Genomic DNA, 10,188 nt, shown 5'->3' on the forward strand with positions numbered 1-10,188 from the left:
GTCATTGGCCTCCCCCACCAAACGCTCCCGCTCCTCGGCCCCCAGCACATCGACCCCACTCACCGCCAACGACGGATCCACCGCCAACTGCTCCAGCACGCGCGTGTACTGGGCGGCGATGGCCTCGGCCGTGTCCCGGTCGAACAGCTGGGTCGCGTACACGAGGTCGCCGCGTACCGCGCCGGCCTCGTCCAGGGCCACGCTGAAGAACAGGTCGAACATGGAGGTCGATGCGATGTGCTGCTCGAACTCCGCCTTGAGTTGGCGGAACTCGAGTTCCTGCTTCGCGAAGTTCTGCCAGGCGAACACCACCTGAAACAGCGGCAGGTAGGACGCGGAGCGCTCGGGGTTGATCAGCTCGACCAGCAACTCGAAGGGCACGTCCTGGTGTTCGTAGGCCGCCAGCGTCTTGTCGCGCACCTGCGCGAGCAGGTCGTCGAACGACGGATCACCGGAAAGGTTCGTCCGGAGCACCTGGGTGTTGACGAAGAAGCCGATCAGGTCGGCGAGCGCCTCGTCGGTCCGTCCGGCGATCGGGTTGCCGATCGTCACGTCCTCCTCAGCGCCGAGCTTGCGCAGCAGCACCGCGAGCGCGGCCTGCATGACCATGGCCATGGTCATGCCGCGCTCGTCGGCCAGCACCTGCAGACGGGCGGCGACCTGGGGTGCCACGACGATGTCGACCTTGTCGCCGTGCCGGCTCCGTTCCGCGGGGCGCGGGCGGTCGAGCGGCAGCGTCAGCGGCTGGGGCACACCGTCCAGCTCCGCACGCCAGTAGGCGGCCTGGCGCGCGGCGAGGCTGTCCGGATCCGTCACGTCACCGAGCAGCTCGCGCTGCCACAGCGCGTAGTCCTTGTACTGCACGGCCAGCGGTTCCCACTCCGGCGCCTGGCCGTCGAGCCGGGCGGCGTACGCGGCGGTCAGGTCCCGTGCGAGCGGGGCTCCGGAAACGCCGTCCGTGGCGATGTGGTGGATCACCAGGACCAGGAAGTGTTCCTCGGGAGAGCAGCGGAACAGGCTGACGCGCAACGGGATCTCGGCCGCCAGGTCGAAGTGGTGCGCGATGACCTCGTCCACCGCGGCGGTCAGGTTCTCGGGGGCCACGTCGACCACCGGCACCGGCACCAACGCCTCACCCGCCGGGTGGATCCGCTGGTGGGGCTCGTCGTCGGCGTCCGTCACATAGGTGGTGCGCAGGATCTCGTGCCGGTTGACGACGTCCCCGATCGCCGCGGTGAGAGCGACGTGGTCCAGTGGCCCGGTCAGCCGGAACGTCGGGGTGATGTTGTAGGTCTCCGCCCCGCCCTCCAGTTGGTGATTCACCCACATGCGGCGTTGTGCGTACGACAGGGGTATCACTGGGTCACTCCTCTACGGTCATCTTGCGCATACTGGGGCGAACGGGAATGTCCGACTTCTCCGACCACGCGGCGAGCGCGGACACGGTCGGCAGGTCGAAGATCTTGCGAATGGGAATCTCGATCCCCAGCTCCGCGCGAGCGCGGGTGATCAGGCGGGTGGCGAGCAGGGAGTGTCCGCCGAGCACGAAGAACCCGTCGTCGGCGCCCACCGGGTGCACGCCGAGAACCTCGGCGAACAGCGCGGCCAGGGCCTTCTCACGGCGGGTGCGGGGCGCCCGGAAGGGCGCGGTGGGAGTGAAGTCCGGCACGGGCAGGGCACCGTGGTCGAGCTTGCCGTTGGGCGACAGGGGCAGTCGGTCGAGCGCCACGCAGGCCGCGGGGGCCATGTAGTCGGGCACCCGCTCCGCCAGGTGGTCACGGAGTTCGGCCATGTCCGGAGCGGTCTCGTCCTGGGCGGGCACGAGGTACGCGGCGAGATAGCGGGCGCCGCCGCTCTCCCGGGCCACGACGGCGGCCTGGGCGACGCGGGGGTGGTCCGTCAGGGCGGCTTCCACCTCTCCGGGTTCGACGCGGTATCCGCGGATCTTGACCTGGGTGTCGATACGGCCGAGGTGGTGCAGCTCGCCGTCGCGCGAGAGGCTCGCCAGGTCACCGGTACGGTACATGCGCGAGCCGGGCGGACCATAGGGATCGGCGACGAAGCGGTCGGCGGTCATCCCGGCCCGCCCCTGATAGCCCCGCCCGGCCCCGGCGAGGTACATCTCGCCCGGTGTGTCCGGAGGCAGCAGGGCCAGGTCGGGCCCGAGGATGTAGGCCCGCACTCCGGGGAAGGGCTGGCCGATGGGCACATCGGTGGCGTAGGGCCGCTCCGGGCGCAGCAGGTGCGCGGTCGCGTAGAAGGTCTCGCTGGGGCCGTAGCTGTTGATGACGCGGGCGTCCGGCCAGAGCATGCGCACCCGCTCGGCGAGCGCGGGAGTGAGCACCTCGCCGGAGATGTTCAGCGCGGTCGGCCTGATCCGGCCGGCGAGCTGATCGACGAGTTCCGCGAAGGCCGACGGCACCGAGCAGACGACGTCGACGTCCCAGGTGTCCCGGTCGGCGAGCTCCAGCACGTCGCGCACGATCTCGGCACTGCCTCCGGTGGTGAGCGCGGCGAACAGCTCGAAGGTGGCGACGTCGAAGCCGAACGAGGCGGCGAGCAGGACGCGCTGACCGGCGGTCATACCGGCGTGCGCGACCAGGCTGGCGACGGCGTTGACGACGGTGACGTGCGTGATGCCCACGCCCTTGGGGACTCCGGTGGAACCGGAGGTGTAGACGACGAAGGCGAGGTTGTCGGGGCCGGCGACCGGCCGGGCGGCGGACTCCCGCGCGGCCGCGGCACCCGACGGGGTGGGGCGCAGGTCCAGGTCGTCGAGGACGACGACCGGGATGTCCGTGGCGGGAACGAGGTCGTGGGTGGTGCGGTCCACAAGCACGAGGTGGGGCCGGGCGCCGGGGAGGATGTGCGGAAGGCGGCTGCGGGCGAAGGACGGGTCCACCGGCAGATAGGCGCCGCCCGCCTTGAGCACGCCGAGGAGGGCCACGACCATGGTGGTGGTGCGGGGCAGCACCACACTCACCACGGTCTCGGGCCCCACTCCGCGGGCGACCAGCTCGGCCGCGAGTCGTTCCGCCCGGGCGTCCGCCTCCGCGTACGTGAGGGACTCGTCCCCGGCGACGACGGCGACCGCGTCCGGGGTCCGCGCGACGTGTGCCTCGACGAGCCCGGTGAGGGTGGCGTCCGTGGTCGGGGCGGTCCGTTCGCCGCATCCGGCCAGCATCCACGCGCGCTCGGCCGGCTCCAGGATGTCGAGCTGCGCGACCTTGAGGTCCAGTCCCCGCGCCAGCTGCCGCAGGATCCGGACGAGCTGGGCGGCGAACCGCTCCGCCGTGTCACCGTCGATGACCCCCGGCGTGTACTGCAGGACGAGTTCGAGGTGTGATCCGATCGCCGCGGCCAGGCACAGCGGGTAGTTGTTGCCCGCGAACGGCCGGAAGCCGGTGATGGTGACGCCGTCCGCGGCCTCGCTCGCGGCACTGAGCCCCTCGCGGTCGATGGGGTAGGACTCGAAGACCACCAGCGTGTCGAAGAGCGACTGAAGGCCGGTGGCCTGCTGGATCTCGGCCAGCCCGTGGTGGTGGTACTCCGCGAGGACGGCCTGCCGGCGCTGCAGCCGGGTCAGGACCTCGGCCACGGTGTCGCCGGGTGCGTAACCGACGCGTACGGGAACGGTGTTGAGGAACATCCCGACCATCGATTCGACGTCCGCCACCGCGGGCGGACGCCCGGAGACCGTGGCGCCGAAGACGACGTCCCGGCGGCCGGTGAGCCGGCCGAGCAGCAGCGCCCAGGCCCCCTGGACCAGGCTGTTGACGGTGATGCCCGCCTCGGCGGCCCGCCGCTTGAGGTCGCGGGCCTCGTCGGCCGACAGCGTGATGTCGACCTGCTCCCGGCCGCTGCCGGTCACGCCGGGCGCTTCGGGAGCGATCAGGGTGGGCCCCTCGAGTCCCTCCAGCTCGGCCGCCCACACGCGCGCGGCCTCGCCCTGGTCCTGCCGGGTGAGCCAGCCGAGGAACCGGCCGTAGTCACCGGCCGGCGGCAGCTCTGCCGGGGCCCCGCCGGAGGCGTAGAGCAGGAGCAGGTCCCGGATCAGCAGGGGGGTGGACCAGCCGTCGAAAAGCATGTGGTGGGCGGTCAGCACGAGTTCGGCGTGCTCGGCGTCGAAGTCGGCCAGGGCGAGCCGGAAGAGCGGTGGGACGCCCGGGTCGAAGTGGTCGGCCCGGTCCTGCACGAGGAAGCGCTCGAACGTCTCCGTACGCTCCGTCCCGTCGGCCGCGCTCAGGTCGAGATACCGCCATGGCAGGGTCACCGTCTCGGGCACCACCTGCACGACGTCTCCGTCGGCCCGGTTGACGAACGCCGCCCGGAGGCCCGCATGACGGTCGAGCAGTGCCTGGCCCGCCCGGCGTATCCGCTCCGGGTCGACCCGCCTGGACAGCCGGAACACCATCTGGATGTGGTACGGGTCGTACGAGGACCCGGCCATCCTGGAGTGGAACAGGATCCCGGACTGCGCCGGGGTCATCGGCCACACGTGGGACAGCTTGCCGAGGGACGCCTCCCAGGTGTCGATCTCCTCCTGCCGCACGGACACCAGCGGTGCGTCGCCGGGGGTCAGTCCGCCGGCGTCGGAGGTCGTGACGTGACGGGCCAGCGCGGTCAGTGCCCGCACCCACAGCGCGGCCAGCTCGCTCACCTGGTCGCGGTCGAGCACACCGGCCGGGAACCCGAAGTGGGCGGTCAACTCGTCACCGTCGGAGGCGGCGAGCGCCACCGCGGTGATCTCCAGTGCCGACAGGACGGGCATGTCCCGGTCCGGTGCGGCGATCAGCTCCGGGTCCGTGGTGTCGGCGGCCCAGCCCTGGCTGCGGAGCTCCGTGGGCAGGTCGGCGCGGGAGCTCCTGCCGAGGTAGTTGAAGCCGATCTGCGGTTCCCGCTGCCCCGCCAGCCGCGCGGCGGTGTCGGGATTGAGGTGGCGCAGCAGGCCGTAGCCGAGTCCGTGGTCCGGCACGGCACGCAGCTGCTCCTTGACGGCCTTGACCGCACGGCCGGCCGCCGGGCCGCCGGCGAAAGCGTCCGCGACGTCGATGCCGGCCAGGTCCAGCCGCACCGGGAACATCGCGGTGAACCATCCGACCGTGCTCGACAGGTCCGCGCCGGGCACCACGTGCTCTTCCCGTCCGTGCCCCTCCAGCCGGACCAGTGACGACGTGCCCGGCACCCCCCGCTCCTGACGCCACCGCGTCAGGGCCAGGGCCAGCGCGGCCAGCAGTCCGTCGTCGACACCGCCGCGGAACACCCGGGGCAGTTCGGTCAGCAAGGTCTCCGTCACTTCGGCCGGCACCTTGACGCGCACGGTGTCCACCGTGGCGGCGACATCGCGCGCCCGGTCGAGTTCCCGTGCGCCGAGCACCGGTTCGTCCGCGCGCAGGATCTCCTGCCACACCGGTAGTTCCGCCACCCGCCCGGGGGCGGCCGCCTGCTCGGCCAGGGCGTGCGCCCACCGGCGGAACGAGGTGCCGGCCACGGCCGCCGCCGGCGGACGCCCTGCGCGGATCCGCCGCCACGCGGCCGCCAGGTCCGGGACGAGGATCCGCCACGACACTCCGTCGACGACCAGATGGTGCAGCACGAGCAGCAGGCGGTCCCCGTCCGTGTCGGAGGTGAACCGCACGCACTGCACCATGACACCGGCGTCCGGATCCAGCCGGCCCGCGGCGGCCTCCAGCTCGGCCCGTACATCGGCGCCCTCGTGGGGCAGTTCCCGTACCAGCGCGTCGGCGTCGAGGCTGCCGGCGGGTGCGATCCGCAGCCCCAGGCGCTCCCGGTCGAGGCGGGCACGGAGGATGTCGTGCCGGTCGAGGACGGTCTGGAGGGTCGCGACGAGATCCGCACGGTTCATGTCCGCGGGCAGGGACAGCAGGGCGGACATGCAGAACCGTCCGATGCCGCCGCCCAGCGACAGGACGTGCGCCGCGGTCGGCGGGAGCGGGGCCCAGCCGACGCCGCCGCCGGGCAGCTCGTCCAGCGTCACGCGCGCGCCGTCGTCCCGCCCTTCGACCAGTTCCGCCAGCCGCGCGACCGTACGGTGCTCGAAGATCTCCCGCGTGCTGAGGGTGATCCCGCGGTTCCTGGCCCGGGCGACGACCTGGATGGAGCGGATGCTGTCCCCGCCGACGGCGAAGAACTCGTCGTCGATGCCCACCTGTTGCGCGTCGAGCACATCGGCGTACACCTCTGCGAGGGTCCGCTCCACGTCACTGCGCGGCGCCCGGTACCGCACTCCGGAGAACTCCGGCTCCGGCAGGGCCTCCCGGTCCAGTTTCCCGTTCGCCGTCAGGGGCAGCCGGTCGAGCACCATCAGCTGGGCGGGCACCATGTACTCCGGCAGCCGCTTCATGGCGAACCGTCGCAGTTCCGGCACCGAGACGGTGGCGTTGATGTCGCCGTCACCGGCCGTCTGCGTGACGTAGCCGACGAGCCGTCCGCCGCCGGTGTGGTCCTCGTGGACGGTGACGACGGCGCGGCCCACCGCGGGGTGCCGGCCGAGTACCGCCTCGATCTCGGTCGGCTCGACCCGGATGCCGTTCACCTTGATCTGGTAGTCGGCCCGTCCCGCGTACGTCAGGCGGCCGTCGGCGTCCCACCGGGCCAGGTCACCGGTGCGGTACATCCGGGTGCCGGGAGGGCCGAAGGGACAGGCGACGAAGCGCTCCGCGGTGGCGGCGCCGTCGCGGTGGTAGCCGCGCGCGACCTGGCCGGCCACGTACAGCTCACCGACCACCCCCGCCGGGACTGGTGCCAGCTCCGGGCCCAGGACATGGGCGCGCATATTGGCCAGCGGGTCACCGATCGGCACCGCTCCGGTCCCGTGCCAGTGCCGCGGCACCGTGAACGTGGACGCGTAGAAGCTCTCGGTCTGCCCGTAGGCGTTCATGACACGGGTGCCGGGGAGGACCTCGTGCACCTTGCGCACCAGGTCGGAGGAGAGTGTCTCGCCCGCGAACACGACGGTGTCCACATCGATGACGGGGCCGTCGGTGCCGTCGTCGGCGATCCGGTCGAGGAGTGCGGAGAACACCGCGGGAACGGCGCTGATCGTGGTGCCCGACCAGCTGTCGCGTTCGGCGAGTTCGAGGACGTCCCGGACGATCTCGATGCTCGCCCCGGACGTCAGCGCGGTGAACATCTCGAACACCGAGACGTCGAAGTTGACCGAGGTCGCGGCGAGCATCCGGGAGCCCGCGCCGACCTGGGTGCGCCGCCGCAGGTCCTGGACGCCGTTGACCACACCGGCGTGGGTGATGGCGACGCCCTTGGGCGTTCCGGTGGAGCCGGAGGTGAACATCACGTAGGCGAGATGGTCCGGCCCGGTCCCCGCCTCGGACACCTCTGCGACGGGGCCGTCGAGGTCCAGGCCGAGGTCGTCGAGGTGCAGGACCGGGGACCTGGCCCCGGCCACGGTCCGAGCCGTCCCGTGGTCGGTGAGGACCAGCGCGGGACCGGCAGCGCCGAGGAGGAGATCGACGCGTGCGGACGGGTGGCCGGGGTCGATCGGGAGGTAGGCGCCGCCGGCCTTGAGCACGCCCAGGATCGCGACGGCCAGCTCCGCCGTGCGCGGCAGGGCCACGGCCACGAGGGTGTCCGGGCCGACTCCGCGGTCGCGCAGGATCGCGGCGAGCCGGCCCGCGCGGGTTTCCAGCTCTCCGTACGACAGCCGTGTGGGGCCCGACACCACGGCGGTCGCCCCCGGTGTCCGCCCGGCCTGGGCGGCCACCAGCTCCAGCACCGTCGCCGGCAGCAGCGGCGTGGCCGTGTCGTTGAGCCGTGTCAGCCGGTCCCGCTCGGCGGCACTGAGGACGTCGACCTTGCCGATCCGTGTCCCGGGATCGGCGACGACCTGCTGCAGCACGCGCCCGAAGCGGTCGACGAGTCCTTCGGCCGTGGTGTGGTCGAAGAGGTCGGTCGCGTATTCGAGGCGCAGGTAGGCGTGCCCGGACGGGTCCGGGACGATGTTAAAGAACAGGTCGAACTTCGCGGTCCTGGTGCCCAGCGGCACCGGGGTGACGCGCAGCCCCGGCACCTCCAGACGCGACCACCCGAACTGCCAGGCCAGCATCACCTGGAACAGTGGCTGATAGGCGGTGCTGCGGTCGGGGTTGAGCAGTTCGACCAGGTGCTCGAAGGGGATGTCCTGGTGGTCGTAGGCGCCCAGGGCGCGTTCCCGGATCTGTTCCAGCAGACCGCCGAACGTCGGGTTGTGCGACAGGCCGGCGCGCAGCACCCAGGTGTTGGCGAAGAACCCGATCAGTTCCTCGAGCTGCTCGTCGGCGCGTCCCTCGATGGGGCTGCCAATGGTCAGGTCGTTGCCGGCGCCGAGATGGTGCAGCAGCACGGCGAGCGCGGCCTGGGCGACCATGGGTGCCGTCGCGCCGTGGTCGGCGGCCAGTTTGCCGATCGCGGCGACGAGTTCCGGTTCGAGCTCGACGTCGACATGGCCTCCGCGGTGGCTGGCCGACGTGGGCCGCGGCCGGTCGAGGGGCAGCTGCACGGGCTGTGGAGCACCGGCCAACTGTTCACGCCAATAGGCCAGTTGTTCCGCCACGACGCTGTCCGGGTCGATCTCCTCGCCCAGCATCTGCCGCTGCCACAGCGTGTAGTCCTTGTACTGCACCGGCAGCGGCTCCCACGCGGGCGCCTCCCCCTGCCGTCGAGCCGCGAACGCCGCCAGCAGGTCCCGCAGGAACGGCGCCATCGACGCGCCGTCCGCGGCGATGTGGTGGAAAACGAACACCACCACGTGCTCGTGCGGAGCGGTCCGCAGCACGGTCGCCCGCAGGGGAAGGTCCGCGCCCAGGTCGAACGCCGCGTCGACGGCGTCGTCCATCGCGGCGTCGAGCGCGTTCGCGGCCACGTCGACGACCGGGAGGGGGAAGCGGGCCTCTTCCGGCGGCAGGATGCGCTGTTCGGGCGTGCCGTCGGTGTTCTCCAGGATCAGGGTGCGCAGGCTCTCGTGCCGGGTCGCGACGTCGTGCACCGCCGCGGCCAGCGCCGCGGTGTCCAGTTGCCCCTCAATGCGCAGGACGAACGGGATGTTGTAGGTGGCCGACGGGCCTTCCAGGCGGTGGAGGAACCACAGCCGGCGCTGGGCGAAGGACAACGGGATCATCGACGCTTCTCCTAAACGGTCATCTGACGCACCCGGGGGCGGGTCGACGTGGCCAGCTCGGCCAGTCGGCCCGCCAACTCGGCGACGGTCGGGTGGCGGAAGATCGTCGTGACCTTCACGTCGACGTCGAATTCGTTGCGGATCCGGCCGACCAGTCGGGTAGCGAGCAGCGAATGCCCGCCGTGGGCGAAGAAGTCGATGTCGATGCCGACCTGCTCCACCCCGAGCAGCTCGGCGAACATCCGGCAGAGGACTTCTTCCTCGTGGTCGCGCGGTCCGCGTCCGGCCGCCGCGGACGTCCGGTCGGGGTCGGGGAGAGCCGCCCGGTCGAGTTTTCCGCTGGCTGTGGTGGGGAGTTCGGCGATCGGCACGATCGCCGAGGGGATCATGTACTCCGGCAGGCTCTCGCCGAGCAGTTCCGTCAGGGCCGCGACGTCGAGCCCGTCGGGGCCCGCCTCGCCGCCGGGCGCCGCGTAGGCCACCAGGCGCTTGTCGCCGTGCTCGTTCTCCCGCACGATGACGGCCGCCTGCGCCACATCCGGATGTCCGGTCAGCACCTGCTCGATCTCGCTCAGCTCGATGCGCTGGCCGCGGAGTTTGACCTGGAAGTCGGTCCGCCCGATGTACTCGACCTGGCCGTCCTTGGTCCACCGCACCAGGTCCCCGGTGCGGTACATCCGTGTCCCGGGAGGACCGTAGGGGCAGGCCACGAACCGGTCCGCCGTCAGGGGGGTCTGCCCGAGGTAGCCCCGGGCGAGTCCCGTTCCCGCAAGATACAGCTCACCGGCGACGCCGGGGGCGACCGGTCGCAGTGCCGCGTCCAGGACGTAGACCTGGGTGTTCCAGACGGGCCTGCCGATCGGTACCCGGTCGGCGCCGGGCACGTGCTGCCAGGCCGTGACTTCGACGGAGGCCTCGGTGGGGCCGTAGAGGTTGTGGACCTCACACCCGGGCAGCAGTTCGACGACGCTGTTGGCCAGCGCGGGAAGGAACGCCTCGCCGGCGACCTCGATCCACCGCAGACTGCTGCACTGCCGCGCCGCCGGCTCGGCCAC

The 10,188-nt window shown here is 71.9% G+C and carries 3 protein-coding genes; all 3 read right to left on the bottom strand.

Features of this window, described 5'->3' with window-relative positions:
- Positions 1–1,359: condensation domain-containing protein (locus tag ABT063_RS51275; protein WP_351069127.1), on the bottom strand; the 1,359-nt coding region annotated here is incomplete at its 3' end.
- 4 nt (positions 1,360–1,363) lie between these two features.
- Positions 1,364–9,133, bottom strand: coding sequence for a non-ribosomal peptide synthetase (locus ABT063_RS51280; RefSeq protein ID WP_351069129.1), 7,770 nt, complete (start codon positions 9,131–9,133; stop codon positions 1,364–1,366).
- An 11-nt stretch (positions 9,134–9,144) separates the two neighbouring features.
- A partial coding sequence (locus ABT063_RS51285; RefSeq protein WP_351069132.1) for an AMP-binding protein occupies positions 9,145–10,188 on the bottom strand: 1,044 nt, incomplete at its 5' end.

The sequence above is a fragment of the Streptomyces sp. NPDC002838 genome (assembly GCF_040295365.1).
In the GTDB taxonomy this organism is placed as follows: domain Bacteria; phylum Actinomycetota; class Actinomycetes; order Streptomycetales; family Streptomycetaceae; genus Streptomyces.

Bases quoted from the DNA above. Each gene is read 5' to 3' on its own strand.
- ABT063_RS51280 (WP_351069129.1), bottom strand. From the start codon at position 9,133: ATGATCCCGTTGTCCTTCGCCCAGCGCCGGCTGTGGTTCCTCCACCGC.